General features: G+C 65.1%; 19 protein-coding genes. 18 read left to right on the forward strand and 1 reads right to left on the reverse strand.

Features of this window, described 5'->3' with window-relative positions; all coding sequences use genetic code 11:
• Nucleotides 1–347 precede the first annotated feature (347 nt).
• From mnmG to F3J14_RS17950, 15 genes are all read left to right on the forward strand, one after another.
• Nucleotides 348–2,318 carry a tRNA uridine-5-carboxymethylaminomethyl(34) synthesis enzyme MnmG gene (gene mnmG / locus F3J14_RS17880; protein WP_166724150.1) on the forward strand — a complete coding sequence of 657 codons (1,971 nt, stop codon included), beginning with the start codon at nt 348–350 and terminating at the stop codon, nt 2,316–2,318.
• Complete coding sequence (gene rsmG / locus F3J14_RS17885) at nt 2,315–3,001, forward strand: 16S rRNA (guanine(527)-N(7))-methyltransferase RsmG (RefSeq protein WP_012362762.1); 687 nt, start codon at nt 2,315–2,317, stop codon at nt 2,999–3,001. Before mnmG ends, rsmG begins: the two co-directional genes overlap by 4 nt.
• Nucleotides 3,002–3,052: 51 nt before the next feature.
• Nucleotides 3,053–3,832: an AAA family ATPase gene (locus F3J14_RS17890; protein WP_166724151.1), complete on the forward strand. Its 780-nt coding sequence runs from the start codon at nt 3,053–3,055 to the stop codon at nt 3,830–3,832.
• A gap of 31 nt (nt 3,833–3,863) precedes the next feature.
• On the forward strand, nt 3,864–4,757 hold the full coding sequence (locus tag F3J14_RS17895) for a ParB/RepB/Spo0J family partition protein (RefSeq protein WP_166724152.1): 894 nt from the start codon (nt 3,864–3,866) through the stop codon (nt 4,755–4,757).
• A 13-nt stretch (nt 4,758–4,770) separates the two neighbouring features.
• Nucleotides 4,771–5,901, forward strand: a complete 1,131-nt coding sequence (locus F3J14_RS17900) for an SLC13 family permease (RefSeq protein ID WP_348772003.1) — start codon at nt 4,771–4,773, stop codon at nt 5,899–5,901.
• Between the two features lie 572 nt (nt 5,902–6,473).
• Nucleotides 6,474–7,001 carry an ATP synthase subunit I gene (locus tag F3J14_RS17905; RefSeq protein WP_166724154.1) on the forward strand — a complete coding sequence of 176 codons (528 nt, stop codon included), beginning with the start codon at nt 6,474–6,476 and terminating at the stop codon, nt 6,999–7,001.
• Nucleotides 7,002–7,111: 110 nt separating this feature from the next.
• Nucleotides 7,112–7,960: a F0F1 ATP synthase subunit A gene (atpB, locus tag F3J14_RS17910; protein WP_166724155.1), complete on the forward strand. Its 849-nt coding sequence runs from the start codon at nt 7,112–7,114 to the stop codon at nt 7,958–7,960.
• Nucleotides 7,961–8,035: 75 nt separating this feature from the next.
• Nucleotides 8,036–8,305, forward strand: a complete 270-nt coding sequence (gene atpE, locus F3J14_RS17915; RefSeq protein ID WP_006482730.1) for a F0F1 ATP synthase subunit C — start codon at nt 8,036–8,038, stop codon at nt 8,303–8,305.
• A 128-nt stretch (nt 8,306–8,433) separates the two neighbouring features.
• Nucleotides 8,434–8,904 (forward strand): F0F1 ATP synthase subunit B, encoded by a 471-nt coding sequence (locus tag F3J14_RS17920; RefSeq protein ID WP_006751767.1) that lies wholly within the window; start codon nt 8,434–8,436, stop codon nt 8,902–8,904.
• Between the two features lie 2 nt (nt 8,905–8,906).
• Nucleotides 8,907–9,446: a F0F1 ATP synthase subunit delta gene (locus F3J14_RS17925; protein WP_006756468.1), complete on the forward strand. Its 540-nt coding sequence runs from the start codon at nt 8,907–8,909 to the stop codon at nt 9,444–9,446.
• A 44-nt stretch (nt 9,447–9,490) separates the two neighbouring features.
• On the forward strand, nt 9,491–11,032 hold the full coding sequence (atpA, locus tag F3J14_RS17930) for a F0F1 ATP synthase subunit alpha (protein ID WP_006756467.1): 1,542 nt from the start codon (nt 9,491–9,493) through the stop codon (nt 11,030–11,032).
• Between the two features lie 69 nt (nt 11,033–11,101).
• Entirely contained in the window at nt 11,102–11,977 is an 876-nt protein-coding gene (atpG, locus tag F3J14_RS17935) for a F0F1 ATP synthase subunit gamma (protein ID WP_006751770.1), read from the forward strand.
• Between the two features lie 66 nt (nt 11,978–12,043).
• Nucleotides 12,044–13,438, forward strand: a complete 1,395-nt coding sequence (gene atpD, locus F3J14_RS17940; protein ID WP_014895501.1) for a F0F1 ATP synthase subunit beta — start codon at nt 12,044–12,046, stop codon at nt 13,436–13,438.
• 244 nt (nt 13,439–13,682) lie between these two features.
• A complete protein-coding gene (locus F3J14_RS17945) occupies nt 13,683–14,108 on the forward strand; it encodes a F0F1 ATP synthase subunit epsilon (protein WP_006477288.1) in 426 nt (141 codons plus the stop codon).
• Nucleotides 14,109–14,364: 256 nt separating this feature from the next.
• On the forward strand, nt 14,365–16,092 hold the full coding sequence (locus F3J14_RS17950) for an AMP-binding protein (protein WP_166724156.1): 1,728 nt from the start codon (nt 14,365–14,367) through the stop codon (nt 16,090–16,092).
• Nucleotides 16,093–16,807: 715 nt separating this feature from the next.
• Here F3J14_RS17950 and F3J14_RS17955 read toward each other — a convergent pair.
• Nucleotides 16,808–17,617 (reverse strand): transporter substrate-binding domain-containing protein, encoded by an 810-nt coding sequence (locus F3J14_RS17955; RefSeq protein WP_166724157.1) that lies wholly within the window; start codon nt 17,615–17,617, stop codon nt 16,808–16,810.
• 149 nt (nt 17,618–17,766) lie between these two features.
• Between F3J14_RS17955 and hemE the strand changes: the two genes are divergently transcribed.
• The 3 genes from hemE to putA form a co-directional block, all read left to right on the forward strand.
• Entirely contained in the window at nt 17,767–18,861 is a 1,095-nt protein-coding gene (hemE, locus tag F3J14_RS17960) for a uroporphyrinogen decarboxylase (protein WP_348772002.1), read from the forward strand.
• A 448-nt stretch (nt 18,862–19,309) separates the two neighbouring features.
• Nucleotides 19,310–21,571, forward strand: a complete 2,262-nt coding sequence (locus F3J14_RS17965) for a primosomal protein N' (protein WP_166724159.1) — start codon at nt 19,310–19,312, stop codon at nt 21,569–21,571.
• Between the two features lie 373 nt (nt 21,572–21,944).
• On the forward strand, nt 21,945–25,512 hold a 3,568-nt coding region (putA, locus tag F3J14_RS17970), incomplete at its 3' end, for a trifunctional transcriptional regulator/proline dehydrogenase/L-glutamate gamma-semialdehyde dehydrogenase (protein ID WP_166724160.1).

Below are 25,512 nucleotides of genomic sequence, written 5' to 3' on the forward strand. Positions count from 1 at the left end.
TATCGTGTCGGGTTGCACAGGGTAACGAGCGTTGTGTGCACGACAGCCCGCTATTGCCGTGCGACGAACGGCACAGGGGATAAGTATCGGGCGATCGACCGGAAATACTGTGAGCAGCAGAGATGTCGACCCTCGGTTTTGCACAGCTTGGCGATGTGCGTCGAGGTCGCAGCGCACATCGGCGTAGCAGGATGGACGGCACAGCTCGGCCGATTGGCCAAAAAAAAACGGCGAAATGAACCGGCCCTACCATTCGGATGGCCTTCGAGTGAAAAGCGAACCCGCTATAATTCGGCCCATACATTTCTCAGATAGGTTCGTGCGCAGTCCTGTGTACGGAATCCACCATGCTTTTTCCCACAGAATTTGACGTCATCGTTGTCGGTGGCGGGCACGCCGGCACGGAAGCCGCGTTGGCATCGGCCCGTATGGGTGCGAAGACGCTGCTGCTGACCCATAACATCGAAACGCTCGGGCAGATGAGCTGCAATCCGTCGATCGGCGGCATTGGCAAGGGCCATCTGGTCAAGGAAGTCGATGCGCTCGGCGGCGCGATGGCTGCCGCGACGGACGAGAGCGGTATTCAGTTCCGGATCCTCAATTCGTCGAAGGGCCCGGCCGTGCGTGCGACGCGCGCTCAGGCCGACCGCATCCTGTACAAGGCCGCGATCCGCCATCGGCTCGAGAATCAGCCGAACCTGTGGCTGTTCCAGCAGGCCGTGGACGACCTGATGGTCGAAGGCGACCGCGTGGTTGGCGCCGTCACGCAGATCGGCATCCGCTTCCGCGCGCGTGCGGTGGTGCTGACGGCAGGTACGTTTCTCGACGGCAAGATTCACGTCGGTCTGAACAACTATACGGGCGGTCGCGCGGGCGATCCGGCGGCCGTATCGTTGTCAGCGCGCCTGAAGGAGCTGAAGCTGCCGCAGGGCCGCCTGAAGACCGGTACGCCGCCGCGTATCGACGGCCGCTCGATCGACTTTTCGAAGCTGGACGAGCAGCCGGGCGACCTCGATCCGATTCCCGTGTTCTCGTTCCTGGGCCGCGCGGAACAGCATCCGCAGCAGCTGCCGTGCTGGGTCACGCATACGAACGAGCGCACGCACGACATCATTCGCGGCGGGCTCGACCGTTCGCCTATGTATACAGGCGTGATCGAAGGCGTCGGCCCGCGTTACTGCCCGTCGATCGAGGACAAGATTCATCGGTTCGCGTCGAAGGAATCCCACCAGATCTTCCTCGAGCCGGAAGGGCTGACGACCAACGAGTTCTATCCGAACGGGATTTCGACGAGCCTGCCGTTCGACGTACAGCTTGAGCTCGTGCACTCGATGCGCGGCCTCGAGAACGCGCACATCCTGCGCCCCGGCTACGCGATCGAGTACGACTACTTCGACCCGCGCGCGCTGAAGGCATCGCTCGAGACGAAGGCGATCAACGGGCTGTTCTTTGCGGGCCAGATCAACGGCACGACCGGCTACGAAGAAGCGGCCGCGCAAGGCCTGCTGGCCGGCCTGAACGCCGGCCGCTACGTGCAGGAGAAGGACGCATGGTGCCCGCGTCGCGACCAGGCCTACCTGGGCGTGCTGGTCGACGACCTCGTCACCCGCGGCGTGGCCGAGCCGTACCGGATGTTCACGAGCCGTGCGGAGTACCGCTTGAGCCTGCGCGAAGACAATGCGGACATGCGTCTGACCGAGATCGGCCGCGAACTGGGGCTCGTCGACGACGCGCGCTGGGACGCATTCAGCCGGAAGCGCGACGCTGTTTCACGTGAAACCGAACGCCTGAAGTCGACGTGGGTCACGCCGAAGACGCTGCCGCCGGAAGAGGCGACGGCTTTGCTCGGCAAGGCGATCGATCACGAGTACAGCCTCGCCGAACTGCTGCGCCGCCCGGGCATCACCTACGACGGCGTGTGCGGCCTGAAGGGTGGCGAATGCGCGCCGGCCGAACCGCTGGCCGACGATCCGGTGCTGCTCGAGCAGATCAAGGAGCAGGTCGAGATCGGCATCAAATATCAGGGCTATATCGAGCGACAGGCGAGCGAGATCGAGCGCAACGATGCGAACGAGAACACGCGCCTGCCGGACGGTATCGACTACCGCGAGGTTCGCGGCCTGTCATTCGAAGTGAGCCAGAAGCTGAACGAGTTCCGGCCGGAAACGATCGGCCAGGCATCGCGGATCTCGGGCGTCACGCCGGCTGCGATCTCGTTGCTGATGGTGCACCTGAAACGCCGTGGCCTTGGCCGTCGTAACGGCACCGCCGCAGAGGCGACGGAGCAGGGGGACGGCACCGTCCCGACGCAACAATGACGGCGCGTCGCGCGCCGGCGGTTAATCGGGACGTACTTGAGCAGATGCTCGTCGACGGCACGGCTGCGCTCGACATCGCATTGACGGATGCACAACGCAATCAGCTGCTCGACTATGTCGCGCTGCTCGGCAAGTGGAACGCGGTCTACAACCTGACCGCGATCCGCGACCCGAAGCAGATGCTGATCCAGCACATTCTCGATTCGCTCTCCATCGTTCCGCATCTGCGCGACCGTGCATCGGCGCGCGTGCTCGACGTGGGTTCGGGCGGCGGGCTGCCTGGCATCGTGCTGGCGATCGTCCAGCCGGACTGGCAGGTGACGTTGAACGATATCGTGCAGAAAAAGTCCGCATTCCAGACGCAAATGCGCGCGGAGCTGAAGCTCGCGAACCTGTCGGTCGTCACCGGACGGGTCGAATTGCTGCAGCCGGGTGTCGAAGTGCCGGAAAAATTCGACATGATCGTGTCCCGCGCCTTCGCGGATCTATCCGACTTCGTTAAACTTGCTCGACATCTCGTCGCGCCCGGCGGATCGATCTGGGCAATGAAGGGTGTTCACCCGGACGACGAAATTGCACGACTGCCGGAAGGCAGCCGCGTAAAGCAGACGATGCGGCTGGCGGTACCGATGCTCGATGCCGAACGGCATCTGATCGAGGTCGTCGTCGACGAGGCGAATTGAAGGCGCGCGGTAGCGCGCCGTTTGTTTGAAGGTAAAGGGAACACACCAACGATGGCAAAGATCTTCTGCGTTGCGAACCAGAAGGGGGGCGTCGGCAAGACGACGACATCGGTCAATCTCGCCGCAAGCCTTGCAGCGCAGGAGCAACGAGTCCTGCTGATCGATCTCGACCCGCAGGGCAACGCGACGATGGGCAGCGGGATCGACAAGGCCGCCTGCGAGTCGACCGTGTACGAAGTGCTGATCGACGGCGTATCGGTGACGGAAGCGCGCGTGCGTCCGGAGGGCGTCACGTACGACGTGCTGCCGGCCAACCGCGAGCTGTCCGGTGCCGAGATCGAGCTGATCGGCATCGACAACCGCGAGCGTCGGCTGAAAGCCGCGCTCGAGCGCGTGGCCGACGACTACGACTTCGTGCTGATCGATTGCCCGCCGACGCTGTCGCTGCTGACGCTGAACGGACTCTGCGCGGCACATGGCGTCGTGATTCCGATGCAGTGCGAGTACTTCGCACTGGAAGGGCTGTCGGATCTCGTCAACACGATCAAGCAGGTTCACGCGAACATGAACCGCGACCTGAAGATCATCGGCTTGCTGCGCGTGATGTTCGATCCGCGCATCACGCTGCAGCAGCAAGTCTCCGATCAACTGAAAGCGCACTTCGGCGACAAGGTGTTCGACGCGGTGATCCCGCGCAACGTGCGCCTGGCGGAAGCGCCGAGTTACGGGTTGCCGGGCGTCGTGTTCGACCGCAACTCGCGCGGTGCGCAGGCGTATATCCAATTCGGTGCCGAGATGATCGACCGCGTGCGCGCGTTCGAGGTGTCGTGATCCGGACATGAGCGAAGCGAGGAAGAAAGACATGAACGCGGTACCAAAGAAGAAGGGCTTGGGACGTGGCCTCGAAGCGCTGCTCGGCGGCAGTGCGGACATCACCGAAGCGGTGAAGATCGAAGGAGCACCGAACACGCTCGCGCTCGGCAAGCTGCAAGCCGGCAAGTACCAGCCGCGGACCCGGATGGACGAAGGCAGCCTGCAGGAACTGGCGGCCAGCATTCGCGCGCAAGGCGTGATGCAGCCGATCCTGGTGCGGCCCATTTCGTCTGACAAATACGAGATCATCGCCGGCGAGCGACGTTTCCGCGCGGCACGCCTGGCCGGTCTCGACGAAGTGCCGGTGCTCGTGAAGGACGTGTCCGATCAGGCTGCTGCCGCGATGGCGCTGATCGAGAACATCCAGCGCGAGGATCTGAATCCGCTGGAAGAGGCGCACGGTATCCAGCGCCTGCTCGACGAGTTCGGTTTCACGCACGAACAGGCGGCCGAATCGGTCGGCCGTTCGCGCAGCGCGGTGTCGAACCTGCTGCGCCTGCTGAACCTCGCTGCGCCGGTGCAGACGATGCTGCTGGCCGGCGATCTCGACATGGGCCACGCGCGTGCGCTGCTCGCGGTCGACGCGGCAACGCAGATCACGCTCGCGCACCAGGTCGTCAACAAGCGCATGTCGGTGCGCGAGACCGAGAAGCTGGTCGCGCACACGACGAAGGAAGTGCCGACGGTGAAGGCGCGCGCAAAGGATGACGGCGGCCGCGACACGCGCCGTCTCGAAGAGGAGTTGTCCGACCTGCTCGCGTCGACGGTGAAGATCAAGCTCGGCCGCCGCGGGCGAGGGCAGGTGATGATCGATTTCGGCAACCTCGATGCGCTCGAGGGTATTCTCGTGCGCCTGCGCGGCAACGTCGCGACCGAAGAGTAACGAGGCGCGATTGATAGAGAACACGGGCGCGGCGGCGCCACGCCGTTGGCTTGCCTGGCTGTTGAAAGAGCCTGTGCTGTCGGTACTGGCACTTGCACTGATTATTCTGCAATGGTTGCATACGCAACCAATCGCCGCACTGGCCGAGCGCGTCGACTGGCAGACCGTCGCGACGCTCGCGGGCCTGCTGATGCTGACCAAGGCGCTCGAGTTGTCCGGATGCCTGATGTGGCTCGCGCATCGCATCGTGCATCACGTGCATTCGGAGCGCGGGCTCGCGATGCTGCTCGTCGTGTTCGCGGCGGCACTCGCGATGTGGCTCACCAACGACGTTGCGCTGTTCGTCGTCGTGCCGCTGATGGTGTCGCTGCGCGCGCTGACGCCGCTGCCGTTCCGGCGGCTCGTGATCGTGGTCGCGCTGGCCGTCAACGCGGGGTCCGTCGCGACGCCGCTCGGCAATCCCCAGAACCTTTTCCTGTGGCAATTGAGCGGCATGTCGTTCGGCCGCTTCGTCGTCACGCTCGGGCCGCTCGCGCTGGCGCTGATGGCGCTGCTGCTCGTGCTGACGGCGTGCGCGTTTCGCGCGAAACCGCTCGACCTGTCGGGAGACGTCGAGGCCGTTCCCGTGCAGCGCATGCACGCGCTGCTCGCGGCGGTGCTGTTCGGTGCATTCGTGCTGCTGGCCGATGCGCACCATCCGGTGCCGGCCCTGATCGCCGTCGTGATCGCGCTGCTGGTGGCAAAACGTGACGCAGTCCTGAAGATCGACTGGCTGTTGCTGCTGATCTTCGTGCTGATGTTCGTCGTGCTGCGCAGCGCGGCCGCGCTGCCCGTCGTCCACGACGCGATCGCGCGGACCCATCTCGATTCGCCGCTGCGTGTGTTCGCGGCAGGTGCGGTGCTGTCACAGGGAATCAGCAACGTGCCGGCGGCCATCCTGCTGTCGGAATTCACGCACGACTGGCGTGCGCTCGCGTTCGGCGTATCGGTGGGCGGCTTCGGTTTCGCGATCAGTTCGCTCGCGAACCTGATCGCGGTGCGTCTCGCGAAGGAGCCACGCATGTGGCTGCCGTTTCACCTTGTGTCGATTCCGTTCGCGATCGCGAGCGCGGCACTGGGGGCGTGGTTGCTCATTCACGGTTGAGCGGCGCGGCCGCCTGCAGTGCAGGCGTGCTGCAAGCCTGGCGGGGCGGGCGCACAGCGTTCCCGGCCGTTGCGAAGGCGGGCTGTTGATAAGTGCGGCGATTCACAGTCGATATTCTGTGGCGGCACAACAACTGATTGCGAGCATCGTTCCGCTCGCAGCCGAGCGCATTTCGCGCGCTGCGCCCAACGCGGTGGTCGCGCTATTTCCTTTGTTCCGCATCGTTGCGCCGGGTCGTTTTCCACGGTCGCGTCACCGCGGCATTCCTGCTGCGATCGCGTCGCGTCGATGACGCCCGCCCCAGGCATCGATGCCGCGTCATTTCCCCGTCGCCGCACTTTTTCGGGCAAGAAATACCGGTGCGGGAAAGCGACCTTACAACTGTCATCGTACGTCGTCGATTCGCGCGTTTTTCACATGATGAGGCGTCGTTTTGCACAGGTTTTTGTCGCTTCTAAAGCCTTGAATCACTTGCAACTATCGCTTACAATCGCCCGGATTTGTTAGCTAGGCACCCCTGAAAGCATTCGGAAAGTCTGGGGCCGGGTTCAAGGATTTTGCGGAAAATTGCGATGGCGGGTCAGGCGCCGAACGACAGGCACGATGATCACCGAGCGCAACGCACCGCTTCAGCGGCCGGCGAACGGCGCGAGTCCGATGCCGACGACTGGGATGCCGAGCAACAAGATAACAACATCGTTCCGCTCACGCGGACGGAAGCCGAGAGGCTGTTCGGTCCGAACGTGAGCAAGCCGTCGCGCGTGACCCCCTCCAAGGTGGTGGCCGCGCAGGTGGTCTTGTCCCTGGTTGCAACGCTGGCGTGGTGGCTGTTTTCAAAGTCGCCGGGCGCCGCTGCGCAGTCCGCGTTTCTGGGCGGGGCGATCGGCTGGGTGCCAAGCGCGTTGTTCGTGGCACGACTGAAGGCAGGTGGCTCGGCCACCGTCATGAGCTGGGTGATGGGCGAAGCCCTGAAGCTCGGCCTGACGATCGGGATGTTCGCAGCAGTGGCGTTCGGCTGGGCCGGCGTGCACTGGGTGCCGTTCCTGATCACGTACCTCGTCGTGCTGAAGACGTACTGGATCGCGCTGGCCTGGCGGTAAGAAACAAGCAGCGTGCGGTTTCGACAACGAACCGCACCGGCCCGTTCCCGCAATAGCGTATTGCGGAACGGGGCAAAACGATTTTCGACAATTTGGGTGGCATTAACGATATGGCAGCTAGCGAAGGCACGCGTCCGGATCCGTCCGAGTACATTGCGCACCACTTGCAGAATTTCTCCACCTCGCATCAGACGTCGATTTTCGATATCCACGTCTGGAATCTCGATACGCTGTTCTGGTCGATCGTGTGCGGCATCGTGACGATCCTCCTGCTGCGTCTGGCCGCCCGAAAGGCGACGTCGGGCGTGCCGGGCCGTTTCCAGTGCGCGATCGAGATGCTCGTCGAAATGGTCGAAGACCAGTCGAAGGCCATCGTCCACGGCAATCGTACGTTCATCGCGCCGCTCGCCCTCACGGTGTTCGTGTGGGTCGCGCTGATGAACTCCCTCGACTTCCTCCCGGTCGACCTGCCGGGCCGCGTGATCGGCCTGCTCGGTCTGTCGGACGTGATTTCCCACCATCGCATCGTCCCGACGGCCGACCTGAACGGCACGCTCGGCATCGCGCTCGGCGTGTTCGTCCTGATGATCTACTACAGCATCAAGATCAAGGGCGCGGGCGGCTTTGCGCATGAGCTGCTGTCGGCCCCGTTCGGCGGCCACCCGGCGCTGTGGATCCCGAACCTCGCGCTCAACATCGTCGAATACGTTGCAAAGACCGTTTCGCTCGGCATGCGGCTGTTCGGCAACATGTACGCGGGTGAGCTGTTGTTCCTGTTGATCGCCCTGCTCGGCAGCATGTGGAGCTTCGGTGGCGACGCAACGTTCCTCGGCTTCGTTGGTCACGTGATCGCGGGCAGCGTCTGGGCAATCTTCCACATCCTGATTGTTCTGTTGCAGGCATTCATTTTCATGATGCTGACGCTGGTGTATCTCGGCCAGGCGCACGACACGCACTAAGCGCGGCGTGCAAGAAAGAGTCTTCGTTTTAGTTTTTTAATTCTCAGTTCCAAGTCTTTTCACAAAGGAGTGATCATGCAAGCTTACATCGCCAACATCCAGGGTCTGACCGCCATCGGTATCGGCATCATCATCGGCCTGGGTGCAATCGGCGCCTGTATCGGTATCGCGCTGATGGGTGGCAAGTACATCGAAGCGTGCGCACGTCAGCCGGAACTCATCAACCCGCTGCAAACGAAGATGTTCCTGCTGGCCGGCCTGATCGACGCTGCATTCCTGATCGGTGTTGGTGTCGCAATGCTGTTCGCGTTCGCGAACCCGCTCCTGTCGAAGCTCGCAGGCTAAGGTTTCTCGGAAATATGCGTCCGGCGCAAGCCGGCGCAGGGCGGAACGGAGACTTGGGGCGCTGATCGAATGCAACTCGATGAGCGCCTTACCGTTTCATTTTTCCGGATAGCAGATAAGGAAACACCGTGAATCTCAACGCAACTCTGTTTGCGCAAATGGTCGTGTTCCTGGTCCTCGCGTGGTTCACGATGAAGTTCGTGTGGCCGCCGTTGATCAACGCCCTCGACGAACGTTCGAAGAAGATCGCCGACGGCCTCGCCGCCGCGGAGAAGGGCAAGGCGGAACTCGACGCAGCGCACAAGCGCGTGGACCAGGAACTCGCGCAGGCCCGTAACGACGGCCAGCAGCGCATCGCCGACGCTGAAAAGCGTGCCCAGGCGGTCGCCGAGGAAATCAAGGCCAACGCCCAGGCTGAAGCCGCCCGCATCGTCGCCCAGGCGAAGGCGGAAGCAGAACAGCAAATCGTGAAGGCGCGCGAAGCGCTGCGTGGCGAAGTCGCCTCGCTGGCCGTGAAGGGCGCCGAGCAGATCCTGAAGCGCGAAGTCGATCAAACGGCCCACGCCCAACTGCTGAATCAACTGAAAGCCGAGCTCTGATCATGGCCGAACTTGCAACCATCGCCCGCCCTTACGCAGAAGCGCTGTTCCGCGTGGCCGAGGGAGGTGACATCGCCGCCTGGTCCACGCTCGTGCAAGAGCTGGCCCAGGTTGCGCGTCTGCCGGAAGTGCTGTCGGTCGCGTCGAGCCCGAAGGTGACGCGCACGCAAGTGGTCGAGCTGCTGCTTGCTGCGGTGAAGTCGCCGGTCGCGGCCGGCGCAGAAGCGAAGAACTTCGTGCAGATGCTGGTCGACAATCATCGTATCGCGCTGCTGCCGGAAATTGCCGAGCAGTTCGAGGCGCTCAAGAACGAACGTGAAGGTGCAGCCGACGCCGAGATCGTGAGCGCGTTCCCGCTGAACGGCGCGGATCTCGAAAGTCTCGTCTCTGGCCTCGAACGCAAGTTCAAGCGCAAGCTGAAGCCGACGGTCGAAGTCGATTCGTCGCTGATCGGCGGCGTGCGCGTGACGGTCGGCGACGAAGTGCTCGACACCTCGGTTCGCGCGCGCCTCGCATCGATGCAGGCTGCCTTGACCGCCTGAGCGCCACGCCGGCACGCAACAGAATTGACTATCAGGAGCGAATAATGCAACTCAATCCCTCTGAGATCAGCGAGCTGATCAAGAGCCGGATCCAGGGCCTTGAAGCGAGCGCAGACGTTCGCAACCAGGGCACCGTGATCTCCGTGACCGACGGTATCGTGCGCATCCACGGCCTGTCGGACGTGATGCAGGGCGAAATGCTCGAGTTTCCGGGCAACACGTTCGGCCTCGCGCTGAACCTCGAGCGCGACTCGGTCGGCGCTGTGATTCTCGGCGAATACGAACACATCTCGGAAGGCGACATCGTCAAGACGACGGGCCGCATCCTGGAAGTCCCGGTTGGTCCGGAACTCGTCGGCCGCGTGGTCGACGCGCTCGGCAACCCGATCGACGGCAAGGGCCCGGTCAACGCGAAGCTGACCGACGCGATCGAAAAGATCGCTCCGGGCGTGATCTGGCGTAAGTCGGTGTCGCAGCCGGTGCAGACGGGCATCAAGTCGATCGACGCGATGGTGCCGATCGGCCGTGGCCAGCGTGAGCTGATCATCGGCGACCGTCAGTGCGGCAAGACCGCGGTGGCGCTCGACGCGATCATCAACCAGAAGGGCAAGGACCTGATCTGTATCTACGTCGCGATCGGCCAGAAGGCTTCGTCGATCATGAACGTGGTTCGCAAGCTCGAAGAAACGGGCGCGATGGAATACACGATCGTCGTCGCCGCTTCGGCTTCGGATTCGGCTGCGATGCAGTACCTGGCACCGTACGCCGGCTGCACGATGGGCGAATACTTCCGCGACCGCGGTCAAGACGCGCTGATCATCTATGACGACTTGACCAAGCAGGCTTGGGCATACCGTCAGATCTCGCTGCTGCTGCGCCGCCCGCCGGGCCGTGAAGCCTACCCGGGTGACGTGTTCTATCTGCACTCGCGTCTGCTCGAGCGTGCTGCTCGCGTGTCGGAAGAGTACGTCGAGAAGTTCACGAACGGCGAAGTGAAGGGCAAGAGCGGCTCGCTGACGGCACTGCCGGTCATCGAAACGCAGGCTGGCGACGTGACCGCGTTCGTTCCGACGAACGTGATCTCGATCACCGACGGCCAGATCTTCCTGGAAACCGACCTGTTCAACGCAGGCATCCGCCCGGCAATCAACGCCGGCGTGTCGGTGTCGCGAGTCGGCGGCGCCGCTCAGACGAAGGTCGTGAAGAAGCTGTCGGGCGGTATCCGTACCGACCTCGCGCAGTACCGTGAACTGGCGGCATTCGCGCAGTTCGCATCGGACCTCGACGAAGCGACCCGCAAGCAGCTCGAGCGCGGCCGCCGCGTGACGGAACTGCTGAAGCAGCCGCAGTACCAGCCGCTGCAGGTGTGGGAACTGGCCGTGTCGCTGTACGCCGCGAACAACGGCTACCTCGATGATCTCGACGTGAAGCAAGTGCTGTCGTTCGAGAAGGGCCTGCGCGACAACCTGAAGACCAGCCACGCTGACCTCATCAAGCGCATCGAAGACACCAAGGATCTCTCGAAGGACGACGAAGGCGCGCTGCGCGCGGCGATCGAATCCTTCAAGAAATCGGGTGCCTATTGATCCGCGAGTGACACACTGAGGCCGCGCGGGTGCTGATGCGCCCGCGCCGCTTCGGTCAAGGAGCAAGCTATGGCTGGAATGAAGGAAATTCGCGGCAAGATCAAGAGCGTGCAAAACACGCGCAAGATCACGAAGGCGATGGAGATGGTGGCCGCATCGAAGATGCGCCGCGCGCAGGAACGCATGCGCGCCGCTCGTCCGTACGCGGACAAGGTCCGTGCCATCGCCGCGCACATGAGCCGTGCGAACCCGGAGTACCGCCACCCGTTCATGGTGGCGAACGACGGCGCGACGACGGCCGGCATCATCCTCGTCACGACGGACAAGGGTCTGTGCGGTGGTCTGAACACCAACGTGCTGCGTGCGACGGTGCAGAAGTTCAAGGAGCTGGAAGAGAAGGGCCAGAAGGTCGAAGCCACCGCGATCGGTAGCAAGGGCCTCGGGTTCCTGAACCGCTTCGGCGCGAAGGTGATGTCGCAGGTCGTGCACCTCGGCGACACCCCGCACCTGGACAAGCTGATCGGCGCCGTGAAGACGCAGCTCGATCTGTACTCGGAAGGCAAGCTGTCGGCGGTTTATATCGCTTACACGCGCTTCGTCAACACGATGAAGCAGGAAGCCGTGATCGAGCAGTTGCTGCCGCTGTCGTCGGAGCACTTCGAGGCCGATGACGGTACGCCGGCCACGTCGTGGGATTACATCTACGAGCCGGACGCGCAGGCAGTCGTCGACGAACTGCTCGTGCGTTACGTCGAGGCGCTGGTATACCAGGCTGTCGCGGAGAACATGGCGTCCGAGCAATCGGCGCGGATGGTCGCGATGAAGGCCGCGTCCGACAACGCGAAGACGGTGATCAGCGAACTGCAGCTCGTATACAACAAGAGCCGCCAGGCCGCGATTACGAAAGAACTGTCGGAGATCGTCGGCGGCGCAGCCGCTGTTTAAGCGCGCGCCCGGGACGACAACTGCGCCTTTGCGCGAGTAAAGAATCAGGTATTTAAAGGAAAAGCGATGAGTACTGCTGCTTTGGTAGAAGGCAAGATCGTACAGTGCATCGGCGCCGTTATCGACGTGGAATTCCCGCGCGACAGCATGCCGAAGATCTACGACGCGCTCATTCTCGATGGCTCGGAACTGACGCTCGAAGTCCAGCAGCAGCTGGGTGACGGCGTGGTCCGTACCATTTGTCTGGGTGCATCCGACGGCCTGCGCCGCGGCCTGACCGTGAAGAACACGGCAAAACCGATTTCGGTGCCGGTCGGCAAGCCGACCCTCGGCCGTATCATGGACGTGCTCGGCCGTCCGATCGACGAAGCCGGCCCGATCGAAAGCGAACACACGCGTTCGATCCACCAGAAGGCTCCGGCGTTCGACGAACTGTCGCCGTCGACCGAACTGCTCGAAACGGGTATCAAGGTCATCGACCTGATCTGCCCGTTCGCGAAGGGCGGCAAGGTTGGCCTGTTCGGCGGTGCTGGCGTGGGCAAGACCGTCAACATGATGGAGCTCATCAACAACATCGCGAAGGAACACGGCGGTTACTCCGTGTTCGCGGGCGTGGGCGAGCGTACCCGTGAAGGGAACGACTTCTACCACGAAATGAAGGACTCGAACGTTCTCGACAAGGTCGCGCTGGTGTACGGCCAGATGAACGAGCCGCCGGGCAACCGTCTGCGCGTCGCGCTGACCGGCCTGACGATGGCCGAGCACTTCCGTGACGAAGGTCTCGACGTGCTGTTCTTCGTCGACAACATCTACCGTTTCACGCTGGCCGGTACCGAAGTGTCGGCACTGCTCGGCCGTATGCCGTCGGCAGTGGGCTATCAGCCGACGCTGGCTGAAGAAATGGGCAAGCTGCAGGAACGCATCACGTCGACCAAGAAGGGCTCGATTACGTCGGTTCAGGCCGTGTACGTCCCTGCGGATGACTTGACCGACCCGTCGCCGGCCACGACCTTCGGCCACCTGGACGCAACCGTCGTTCTGTCGCGTGACATCGCTTCGCTGGGTATCTACCCGGCGGTCGACCCGCTCGACTCGACGTCGCGCCAGATCGACCCGAACGTGATCGGTGAAGAGCACTACTCGATCACCCGTCGCGTTCAGCAGACGCTGCAGCGCTACAAGGAACTGCGCGACATCATCGCGATTCTGGGTATGGACGAACTGTCGCCGGAAGACAAGCTGTCGGTCGCGCGCGCTCGTAAGATCCAGCGTTTCCTGTCGCAGCCGTTCCACGTCGCTGAAGTGTTCACGGGCTCGCCGGGCAAGTACGTGCCGCTGAAGGAAACGATCCGTGGCTTCAAGATGATCGTCGACGGCGAGTGCGACCACCTGCCGGAACAGGCGTTCTACATGGTCGGCACGATCGACGAAGCCTTCGAAAAGGCCAAGAAGATCTCGTAAGGGGCGGGCGTAACGCAGCGGGCGCCGTGCGTCCGTGATGGATACCATGATGGTATCTTTTCGCGGATCGGAGCCCACGCGACACGCTCAACCCGCCGTGCATGGGATCGGAGTCAGCGCGCAAGTGTCCGCTCCGATCGACCGCCGCGAGGAAAGAGTAAGCGCTGAAGCGCCAACTCTTTCCAAGCGCGGCATGGGACGGGAGTAAGCGCTAAAGCGCCAACTCCCGTCGGCAGGAGTCGATATGGCAACCATCAAAGTAGACGTCGTCAGCGCGGAAGAGCAGATCTTCTCGGGCGAGGCGAAATTCGTCGCGCTGCCGGGCGAAACGGGTGAGCTGGGTATTCTGCCGGGTCACACGCCGCTGATCACGCGGATTCGTCCGGGTGCGGTGCGCATCGAAGTCGAGGGCGGCAACGACGAATTCGTGTTCGTCGCGGGCGGCATTCTCGAAGTGCAGCCGGGCGCCGTGACGGTGCTCGCCGACACCGCGATCCGCGGCAAGGACCTCGATGCGGCGAAAGCCGAGGAAGCGCGCAAGCGTGCCGAGGAAACGCTGCAGAACGCGAAGTCGGACCTCGACCTCGCAAAGGCGCAATCCGAGCTCGCGACCGCGATGGCGCAGCTCGAGGCAATCCAGCGCCTCGCGAAGATTCGCAGCCGGCACTAAGCCGCGCGCGCGTATCCCGCGAAAGGAAGCAGCCTTCGGGCTGCTTTTTTTTCGTCCGTCGTTTTCGTCTGTTTTTTGCGGGCCGGATCGTATCGTCCGGTCGTGCTATTTCATCCGTCCGCCGCGATTTGATGTCAGAGTGTCGTCAGCGGCGCGCGGCATCATTCGTGCAGAGGCTGTCCGCCGCGATCGCGGCGGAGCAGGCGCGCGTGAGCCGCGTGCCGGGCCGATCAGACAAAAACGGACGGAGACATCGATGGCAGCAGACCTTGACGTGGGGGCGCTGATCGCGCCCGAAAACGGACTGTCGTACGTGCGCGGCGCGACCGACGTGCCGCTATCCGAAGCGACGATCAGCCGGTTCCTGCTCGACACGGTTGGCCGCTTTCCCGATCGTCCGGCCGTCGTGTTCCGCGAACAGCAGGTGCGCTGGACCTGGCGCGAGTTCGCGCACGAGGTCGATGTGCTCGCGGCCGGCCTGGCCGCGCTCGGGATCGTGAAGGGCGATTGCGTCGGCATCTGGTCGCCGAACCGCAGCGAATGGCTGCTCACGCAATTCGCAACCGCGCGCATCGGCGCGGTCCTCGTCAACATCAATCCGGCCTACCGGCTCGCGGAACTCGAATACGCGCTGAACAAGGTCGGCTGCAAGGCCGTGATCACGGCCGAGCGCTTCAAGACGTCGGCCTACGTCGAGATGCTGCAGACCATCGCGCCGGAGCTTGCGAGCGCGACGCCGGGCGACCTGCGGGCGGCGCGCGTGCCGAGCCTGCGCACGGTCGTGTCGATGGGCGAGGTCGCGCCGGCCGGCATGTTCCGCTTCGCGGACGTGATGGCGCGCGGTCGCGACACGCTAGACGTCGCGCGGCTCGATGCGATCGGCGCGACGCTCGCGGCCACCGATCCGATCAACATCCAGTTCACGAGCGGCACGACCGGCAGCCCGAAGGGCGCGACGCTCACGCACCGCAACGTCGTCAACAACGCGCGCTTCATCGCGATGGCGATGCGGTTCAGCGAGCAGGACTCGCTGTGCATCCCGGTGCCGCTGTATCACTGCTTCGGGATGGTGCTGGCCGTGCTCGCGTGCGTATCGACGGGTGCGGCGATGGTATTCCCCGGCGAGGCGTTCGACCCGGTCGCGACGCTCGCGGCCGTCGCCGACGAACGCTGCACCGCGCTGCACGGCGTGCCGACGATGTTCATCGCGGAACTCGATCACCCGGAGTTCGCGAAATTCGACCTGTCGACGCTGCGCACCGGGATCATGGCCGGCTCGCCGTGCCCGATCGAGACGATGAAGCGCGTCGTGTCGCAGATGCATCTGTCCGAGATCACGATCGCGTACGGGATGACGGAAACGAGCCCCGTGTCGTTCCAGAGCTCGACCGACGATCCGCTCGAGAAGCGCACGACGACGGTCGGCCGCATTCAGCCGCATCTGGAAGTGAAGATCGTCGATCCGGAAGGGCGCATCGTGCCGGTCGGCGCGACGGGCGAGCTGTGCACGAAGGGCTATTCGGTGATGCTCGGCTACTGGGATGACGCCGCGAAGACGCGCGAGGTGCTGGTCGACGGCTGGATGCATACGGGCGACCTTGCGACGCTCGATGCGGATGGCTACTGCAACATCGTGGGCCGGCTGAAGGACATGGTGATCCGCGGTGGCGAGAACGTGTATCCGCGCGAGATCGAGGAATTCCTGTTCAGGCATCCGAAGATTCAGAGCGCGCAGGTGTTCGGCGTGCCCGATGCGAAGTACGGAGAGGAGCTTTGCGCGTGGATCGTGCTGCGTGCGGACGAGCAGATGTCAGAGGACGACGTGCGCGCGTTCTGCAACGGCCAGATCGCGCACTACAAGATTCCGCGCTACATCCGCTTCGTCGACGAGTTGCCGATGACGGTGACGGGCAAGGTGCAGAAGTTCGTGATGCGCGAACGGATGATCGAGGAACTGAAGCTCGACGTGCAGAAGACCGCTTGAAACGACGGGCGGCCTGGAGGCGGGAAAAGTGCGGCGGCCTTGGGGCCGTCCCATGCGGGCCGCTGCGTTTTCGATGGACGAAAAAAAGCGGGCTTATTAGCCCGCTAAAAACCACACGCTACGGGGTTAGCGCGAGGAGACCAAAGATGAAACCGTGTCCGGCGGGGGCCGGAAACGACTCCAACAGGGATGCCCCTCGGAAGGGCTTCGGTACGTGACCGACTGGCTCGCAGCGCTTCGCGTCCGCTCACACTTGGCACACGAGACCGCATCCGTGTTGAAACCGTTGAGGCCCATTGTGGGCGAATTAATGACCCCTCGCGGTAACAAAGTGTTTCAGGTTGTAACGCCCGCCAGATAAGGCTTTCCGGGATTTTTTGCTGTTTTCGGGATCCTGAAAATGGTCATATTTACTTATCGTTTCCGCAGAGTTTTCATCGTGTGCGCGCAATGCGTTTTTCATGCGTATCGGCATCGACGAATTGCCGATTTACACGACCGAACGTGCATCGCATGGCAGCTACCACGTATGACGATTCATTCGTCGGAAAGATTTTGAAACGTGATCGGCGGCGGCGATAGTCGGCCATTCGGCCAGTTTCACGGTTTTGCGACCGCCGCGTCCCGCGCCGAGATGTAACGGCGCTTCGCCTTCGGTGTCGGGGACGCGGGGGCGGTGCCCGTTATCGGCCACCGTTTCCATGCGCGATCGCGCTTATTTCAGCCACTTGTCGGAGATCGCCTGGTACTCGCCGCTCGACAGCGCGAGGTGCAGCCACTGGTCGACGTACTGCTGGAACGCGACGTCGCCGCGCGGCACCATGTACGCCTTTTCGCCGAACTGGAACGGCTTGTCCGGATGCACGGAGCAGAGGCCCGGATTCAGCTTTTGCTGCAGCAGCGTCTCGGACGCATCCGTCACCATCACGTCCGCCTTGCCTGCGAGGATCTGCTTGAAGATGGTCACGTTGTCAGGGTAGACGCTCAGGTTCGCGTGCGTGAAGAACTGCTTCGCAAAGCGCTCGTTGGTGCCACCCGGGTTCACGATCACGCGGGTTTCGGGCCGGTCGATCTGCGCGATGGTCTGGTACTTGTCGGCGTCGGCGCAGCGCGCGATCGCCGTCTTGCCGTCGACCACGTACGGCTGCGTGAAGAACACGCGCTTCTGGCGCTCGAGCGTCGTCGATACGCCGCCCACCGCGATATCGCACTTCGCGACGAAGTCGTTGGTGAGGTTCGACCAGCTCGTCTTCACGAAGTCGGCCTTCACGCCAAGCGATTTCGCGAGCGATTCGGCCATGTCGATGTCGATGCCCTCGAAGCGGCCGTCGGTCCGGTAGTACGAATACGGCTTGTAGTCGCCCGTCGTGCACACGCGCAGCGTACCGCGGGCGAGCACGTCGTCGAGTCGCGAGCCGGCGCTGGCGGGGGACGTGGCTGCGGCGGTCTGAGCGTGCGCGGCGGCGCAGCAAAGCATGGTGGCGGTGGCGGTGGCGAGCGCGGCCAGCGCGGCGAATGTCTTCATTGGTCTCCTCCTTCGTTCGGGTTGATTTCAGCGTCCGATCATAACGGAGCCCTCGCGCGCGTCATATGGCCGCCATCGCATCGGCATACGCAGCGGCACGGCCCCGCTCCGGTAAAATGCCGCTTTGCCTTCGCATCGTCGCTCCTACCGTGGCCCATAACCTGCTCAACGACACCTTCCTGCGTGCGCTTCTGCGCGAGCCGACCGACTACACGCCGATCTGGCTGATGCGCCAGGCCGGCCGCTACCTGCCCGAATACAACGCGACGCGCGCACGCGCCGGCAGCTTCCTCGGCCTCGCGAAGAATCCCGACTACGCGACCGAAGTGACGTTGCAGCCGCTCGAGCGTTTCCCGCTCGACGCCGCGATCCTGTTCTCGGACATCCTGACGATTCCCGACGCGATGGGTCTCGGCCTCGATTTCCAGGTCGGCGAAGGGCCGAAGTTCGCGCATCCGGTGCGTACCGAGGCCGACGTCGCGAAGCTCGCGGTGCCGGACATCGAAGCGACGCTCGGCTACGTGACGGGCGCCGTGCGCGAGATCCGCCGCGCGCTGACCGACGGCCAGGGCCGCCAGCGCGTGCCGCTGATCGGCTTCTCGGGCAGCCCGTGGACGCTCGCGTGCTACATGGTCGAAGGCGGCGGGTCGGACGATTTCCGCACGGTGAAGTCGATGGCGTATTCGCGCCCCGACCTGATGCACCGGATCCTCGACGTGAATGCGCAGGCCGTGGCCGCGTACCTGAATGCGCAGATCGAAGCCGGCGCGCAGGCCGTGATGATTTTCGATACGTGGGGCGGCGCGCTGGCGGACGGCGCGTACCAGCGCTTCTCGCTCGACTACATCCGCCGCGTGGTCGGCCAGCTCAAGCGCGAGCACGACGGCGAGCGCGTGCCGGTGATCACGTTCACGAAGGGCGGCGGGCTGTGGCTCGAGGAAATCGCGGCGACCGGCGTCGACGCGGTCGGGCTCGACTGGACGGTCAACCTCGGCGCCGCGCGCGAGCGCGTCGCGGGGCGCGTCGCGCTGCAGGGCAACCTCGACCCGACGATCCTGTTTGCGCCGCCGGCCGCGGTGCGCGAGCAGGCGCGCGCGGTACTCGACAGCTACGGCAATCATCCGGGCCATATATTCAACCTGGGCCACGGCATCTCGCAGTTCACGTCGCCGGATCACGTCGCCGAACTCGTCGACGAAGTGCACACCCACAGCCGCAAGATCCTTAGCGGAGCGGCAGGCTGAGCGCAAGCGCTGTCATGCTGCACTGCGGCGTGACAGCGTTTCGCTGTCGGCACTAAACAGGGCGCAAGCCCGTACCGGTTGCCGATTCATTGCTTGTCAAGACTTGACTTATGCACATTTTCCACGTTGCAGCGCGGTAGAGCCCTGAATCGGTCGAATTGTCTCGCTATGGTTTGGTAATTTGAATAGCAGCCTTATGGAATAAGGCTCCGCGGGGCGCGGCTGAGGGCGGGCCAAATCGGCGGAAAGCACGGCCCCGCGCGCTTTGCGGCGGTTGAACGGCGAGTTCTCAACAAAGTTATCCACAGGCTGTTCAGGGTATACGGCGATTCCTAATGCGAATCCAAAACTTAGCGCCGAATCTGAAGTTTTACTTTAAGTTCGCCACCTTGACGCGAATGCGGACGCCGGCCGTTCGCACGGCCCGAACCGCCGCCGGAGCGCGCTGATGGGCGATACCTACCTGCGCGTCGCGCTCGACCACCCGCTCGCCACCCTGTTCGACTACCGCTGCGACGTCCAGCCGGCGCCCGAGCCCGGCACGCTCGCCCAGGTGCCGTTCGGCAAGCGGCAGGTCGTCGGGCTCGTGTGCGAAGTGACGACTCACACCGACGTGCCGCCGTCCCGGTTGCGGGCGATCGACGCAATTTGTACCGAACTGCCGCCGCTGGCGCCGGACTGGCTCGCGCTCGTGTCGTTCGCGGCCGATTACTACCAGCGCGGCCGCGGCGAAGTCGCGCTGCCGGCGTTGCCGCAGGCGTTGCGCGATGCACAGCGCTGGGGGCGGTTGCTGGCGCCGGAGGTGCGCTACCGGCTGAGCGAAGCCGGCCGCGCCGCGCTTCCCGACGCACTGCCCGCGCGCGGGGCCGCGCTGCGACGGCTCGCCCAGGCGCTCGCCGATACCGATTCGCTGACGTTGCCCGACGCGCGCGCGTTGCACCCGAAGGCGGTCGCCACGCTCGATGACTGGGCGGCGCGCGGCTGGGTCGCGATCGAGGAGATCGGCTGGGCCGATGCGCCTGTGCCCAAAGCTGTGGATAACCTGTCGACAACCAGTGGACGAGCTGTGCCGCCGGCGCTCACCGACCAGCAAGCCGAGGCGCTCGACGCGATCCGCGCCGCACAGGGTTTCGCGCCGTTCCTGCTGCATGGCGTGACGGGCAGCGGCAAGACCGAGGTCTATCTGCATGCGCTTGCCGCGCTGCTCGAGGCGCGGCCCGACGCGCAGGCGCTCGTGCTCGTGCCCGAGATCAACTTGACGCCGCAGTTCGAGGCCGCGTTTCGCGCGCGCTTCGCGGGCACGCTCGCGGACGACGCGATCGTCACGCTGCACAGCGGGCTCGCCGAGGGCGAGCGTGCGCGCAACTGGCTCGCCGCACACACGGGTCGCGCGCGGATCGTGCTCGGCACGCGGCTCGCGGTGCTCGCGTCGCTGCCGACGCTCGCGCTGATCGTCGTCGACGAGGAACACGAGCCCGCGTACAAGCAGCAGGAAGGGTTGCGCTATTCGGCGCGCGATCTCGCGGTGTGGCGCGCGAAGCATCTCGGCATTCCGGTCGTGCTCGGTTCGGCGACGCCGTCGCTCGAAAGCTGGTGGCAGGCCGAGCAGGGGCGCTACACGCGACTCACGCTGTCGCGCCGCGCGGTGGCCGACGCGACGCTGCCCACCGTGCGGCTGATCGATCTCGAAGAGGAGCGGCGGCGCGGGCGCGCGTCGCTGGGCGGGCTGTCGGGGCCGCTCGTCGCGGCGCTGAAGGCGCGGCTCGAGCGCGGCGAACAGAGCCTCGTGTTCCTGAACCGGCGCGGTTACGCGCCGCAGCTCGCGTGCGACGCGTGCGGCTGGGTCGCCGGTTGCCCGCGCTGCAGCGCATATGTCGTGCTGCACAAGCCCGAGCATGCGCTGCGCTGCCATCACTGCGGTTGGGAAGCGCGTATTCCGCACTCGTGCCCGGAATGCGGGAACGTCGACATCGCGCCGCTCGGGCGCGGCACGCAGCGCATCGAGGAGGCGCTCGCCGAAGCCGTGACGGGTGCGCGGATACTGCGGATCGACGCGGACAGCACACGACGCAAGGGCAGCGCGCAGGCGTTGTTCTCGGACGTGCACGCCGGTGAAGTCGACATCCTGGTCGGCACGCAGATGATCGCGAAGGGGCACGACTTCCAGCGCGTGTCGCTCGTCGGCGTGCTCAATGCGGACACCGCGCTGTTCTCGCACGACTTCCGCGCGAGCGAGCGGCTGTTCGCGCAGCTGATGCAGGTGAGCGGCCGCGCGGGGCGCGCCGGGCTGCCCGGCGAGGTGCTCGTGCAGACGCGCTATCCGCGTCACGCGCTGTATCACGCGCTCGGCCGGCAGGATTACGTCGGCTTTGCGAATTCGACGCTCGGTGAGCGCCGCGACGCGCACCTGCCGCCGTTCGTCTACCAGGCGCTGCTGCGCGCCGAAGGACGCACGCTCGACGCGGCGCTCGCGTTCCTGCTGCAGGCCGCTGCCGCGCTGCCGGGGTTGCCGGGCGCCGATCGAGTGACTGTATACGACGCGGTGCCGATGACGATCGTGAAGGTCGCGAACGTCCACCGCGCCCAGCTGCTGCTCGAAAGCGCGTCGCGCGCGGCACTGCAGCATGCGCTGCGCGCGTGGCTGCCCGAGCTGCGCGCACTGAAGGGCGTACACCGGTGGAGCCTCGAGGTCGATCCGCTGGATATCTGATTCGAGCGCCGTGGCCGCGGCCGTCGAGCCGTGCGCCGCCATGTGACGCCATATGACACCCGGGCCGATTGTCGAGGCCCTTTCCACACCCGCTTGCGGCGCCCGCCCGGCCGCCCAGTGCAACCGTTTTTCCTCTCCGCCCCGCACCCCGCGGGTTGCCCACGCGCGCCGAATGGGCTCGATCAGGGAAAACACCGATCCGCCGACCACGGGCAACCCCTAGGTTGCAACGATCTAAGTGGCTGATTATATTGGCTAACTTGCGGGTGCAACCAATCTCGCAATTCGGTTGCACCTTTTTATTGCGTGCCGTAGGATTTCGCGCATCCTCTCACACCACATTGCCGGGCCCGCACCGGCGCACGAACCCACCATGGCAAGCACGACTCTCGGCGTCAAAGTCGACGACCTTCTCCGCTCGCGCCTGAAAGACGCGGCCGCGCGTCTCGAGCGCACCCCCCACTGGCTGATCAAGCAGGCGATCTTCGCGTATCTCGAGCGGATCGAGCACGGCCAGTTGCCGCCCGAGCTGTCGGGCCACAGCGGCGTGACGGAGCTCGCCGACGGTCAGGCGGCGGACAGCGACGACGACAACTCGCCGCATCCGTTCCTCGAGTTCGCGCAGAACGTGCAGCCGCAATCGGTGCTGCGCGCGGCGATCACGGCCGCGTATCGCCGCCCCGAGCCGGAATGCGTGCCGTTCCTGCTGGGGCAGGCGCGCCTGCCGGCGAACCTGCAGGCCGACGCGCAGGCGCTCGCGACGACGCTCGTCGAGGCGCTGCGCGAGAAGAACTCGGGCGGCGGCGTCGAAGGGCTGATCCACGAGTTCTCGCTGTCGAGCCAGGAAGGCGTCGCGCTGATGTGTCTCGCCGAAGCGCTGCTGCGCATTCCGGACCGCGCGACGCGCGATGCGCTGATCCGCGACAAGATCAGCAAGGGCGATTGGCGCTCGCACGTCGGCCACGCGCCGTCGCTGTTCGTGAACGCGGCGACCTGGGGGCTGATGATCACCGGCAAGCTCGTGACCACCAACAGCGAAGCGGGCCTGTCGTCGGCGCTCACGCGCCTGATCGGCCGCGGCGGCGAGCCGCTGATCCGCAAGGGCGTCGACATGGCGATGCGCCTGATGGGCGAGCAGTTCGTCACCGGCGAGACGATTTCCGAGGCGCTCGCGAACAGCCGCAAGTACGAAGCGCGCGGCTTCCGCTACTCGTACGACATGCTCGGCGAAGCGGCGACGACCGAAGAGGACGCGCAGCGCTACTACGCATCGTACGAGCAGGCGATCCACGCGATCGGCAAGGCGGCCGGCGGCCGCGGCATTTACGAAGGCCCCGGCATCTCGATCAAGCTGTCGGCGCTGCACGCGCGCTACTCGCGCTCGCAGCAGGACCGCACGATGAGCGAGCTGCTGCCGCGCGTGCGCGCGCTGGCGTTGCTCGCGCGCCGCTACGACATCGGCCTGAACATCGACGCGGAAGAAGCCGACCGTCTCGAACTGTCGCTCGACCTGCTCGAGGCGCTGTGCTTCGATCCGGAGCTCGCGGGCTGGAACGGCATCGGCTTCGTCGTCCAGGGCTACCAGAAGCGCTGCCCGTTCGTGATCGACTACCTGATCGACCTCGCGCGCCGGAGCCGTCACCGCCTGATGATCCGCCTGGTCAAGGGCGCGTACTGGGACAGCGAAATCAAGCGTGCGCAGGTCGACGGCCTCGAAGGTTATCCGGTCTATACGCGCAAGATCTACACGGACGTGTCGTACCTCGCGTGCGCGAAGAAGCTGCTCGCGGCGCCCGACGCCGTCTACCCGCAGTTCGCGACGCACAACGCGTACACGCTGGCCGCGATCTATCACCTGGCCGGCCACAACTACTACCCGGGCCAGTACGAATTCCAGTGCCTGCACGGGATGGGCGAGCCGCTGTACGAGGAAGTCACGGGCCGCGACAAGCTGAACCGTCCGTGCCGCGTGTACGCGCCGGTCGGCACGCATGAAACGCTGCTCGCGTACCTGGTGCGCCGCCTGCTGGAGAATGGCGCGAACACGTCGTTCGTGAACCGCATCGCGGACAAGTCCGTGTCGGTGAAGGAACTGGTCGCCGATCCGGTCGACGAAGCGTCGAAGGTCGTGCCGCTCGGCGCGCCGCACGCGAAGATCCCGCTGCCGCGCCACCTGTACGGCGACGAGCGTCCCAATTCGATGGGCCTCGACCTGTCGAACGAACACCGCCTCGCGTCGCTGTCGTCCGCGCTGCTCGCGAGTGCGCATCATCCGTGGCGCGCGGCGCCGATGCTCGCCGACGACGCGCTCGCCGACGCGCCGGCGCGCGACGTGCGCAACCCGGCCGACCTGCGTGACGTGGTCGGCACGGTCAGCGAAGCGACGGCCGAACACGTGAGCGCGGCGCTCGCGCATGCGGTGGCTGCCGCGCCGATCTGGCAGGCGACGCCGGTCGATGCGCGCGCCGACTGCCTGGTGCGCGCGGCCGACCTGCTCGAAGCGCAGATGCACACGCTGATGGGCCTGATCGTGCGCGAGGCCGGCAAGTCGCTGCCGAACGCGATCGCCGAAATCCGCGAAGCCGTCGACTTCCTGCGCTACTACGCGGCGCAGATCCGCGACGAATTCTCGAACGACACGCACCGTCCGCTCGGCCCCGTGGTCTGCATCAGCCCGTGGAACTTCCCGCTCGCGATCTTCATGGGCCAGGTGGCCGCTGCACTGGCAGCCGGCAACACGGTGCTCGCGAAGCCGGCCGAACAGACGCCGCTGATCGCAGCCCAAGCCGTGCGCCTGCTGCGCGAGGCCGGCGTGCCGGCCGGCGCGGTGCAGTTGCTGCCGGGCACCGGCGAGACCGTCGGCGCGGCGCTGGTCGCTGATCCGCGCACGCGCGCTGTGATGTTCACCGGCTCGACCGAAGTCGCGCGCCTGATCAACAAGACGCTGTCCGCGCGCCTCGACCCGGACGGCAAGCCGATTCCGCTGATCGCCGAAACGGGCGGCCAGAACGCGATGATCGTCGACTCGTCGGCGCTCGCGGAGCAGGTGGTCGCGGACGTGCTGCAGTCGTCGTTCGACTCGGCCGGTCAACGGTGTTCGGCGCTGCGCGTTCTGTGTCTGCAGGACGATGTCGCGGACCGCACGCTGACGATGCTCAAGGGCGCGATGCACGAGCTGGCGCTCGGCAACCCGGACCGGCTGTCGACCGACGTCGGCCCGGTGATCGACGCCGAGGCAAAGCAGACGATCGACACGCACGTCGCGACGATGACGGACAAGGGCCACACGGTCACGCAACTGCCGCCGCCGGAAGCCTGCGCGCACGGCACGTTCGTGCCGCCGACGCTGATCGAGATCGGCAGCATCGACGAGCTCAAGCGTGAGGTGTTCGGCCCCGTGCTGCACGTCGTGCGCTATCGCCGCAATCAGCTCGACAAGCTGCTCGAGCAGATCCGCGCGACGGGTTACGGCCTGACGCTCGGCATCCACACGCGCATCGACGAGACGATCGCGCACGTGATCTCGAACGCGCACGTCGGCAATATCTACGTGAACCGCAACGTGATCGGCGCGGTGGTCGGCGTGCAGCCGTTCGGCGGCGAAGGGCTGTCGGGCACGGGCCCGAAGGCCGGCGGCGCGCTGTACCTGCAGCGCCTGCTCGCGACGCGTCCGTCGGGCCTGCCGCGTTCGCTCGCGCAGACGCTGATCGCGGACGGCTCGGTCGAAGGCGACCAGCGCGGCAACCCGGCGGCGGCGCTCACCGCGCTGCGCGACTGGCTGATCGAGCAGCGCGAACCGGTGCTGGCCGCGCGCTGCGACGGCTATCTGGCGCAGGTGCCGGCCGGCGCGACCGCGGTGCTGACCGGTCCGACGGGCGAGCGAAACACGTATACACTCGGCCCGCGCGGCACGGTGCTGTGCGTCGCGGCGACGCCGAGCG

The organism is Burkholderia sp. Tr-862 (genome assembly GCF_011753085.1).
GTDB lineage: Bacteria > Pseudomonadota > Gammaproteobacteria > Burkholderiales > Burkholderiaceae > Burkholderia > Burkholderia ambifaria.